The organism is Bacillus sp. SIMBA_074 (assembly GCF_046534555.1).
In the GTDB taxonomy this organism is placed as follows: Bacteria; Bacillota; Bacilli; order Bacillales; family Bacillaceae_G; genus Bacillus_A; species Bacillus_A mycoides.
Genome location: NZ_JAWRYM010000482.1, coordinates 1 through 273, shown reverse-complemented (window position 1 = coordinate 273; position 273 = coordinate 1). Strand labels below are relative to the sequence as shown.

1 protein-coding gene is annotated in these 273 nt (G+C 70.7%); it reads right to left on the bottom strand.

Annotation, left to right across the window (positions count from 1 at the left end):
• A partial coding sequence (locus SB773_RS31670) for a hypothetical protein (RefSeq protein ID WP_410594288.1) occupies positions 1-210 on the bottom strand: 210 nt, incomplete at its 3' end.
• Between the last annotated feature and the right edge of the window lie 63 nt (positions 211-273).

Below are 273 nucleotides of genomic sequence, written 5' to 3'. Positions count from 1 at the left end.
GGAGTTGGCGGCATTGAAGACGAAGGCCGCGTCGTACCGGCGACGGAGGACGGCGTGCAGCACCGACAGGCCGGTGTGGCTTAAGGTCTCGAGTGTCTTGGACCGCAGGGCGGGCAGGTGGACCAACTTCATCCCGGCGTACTCCGCGGGCCTAGGCGCACCCTCGTTGGACCGGCAGTAGACCGTGCCCTCGGCGCCGGCCGCGGCCATGCGGCGGCCAATCTCGTCGACCGCGGTCTCGAAGCCGCCGTATGCTGCCGGGACGCCCCGCGT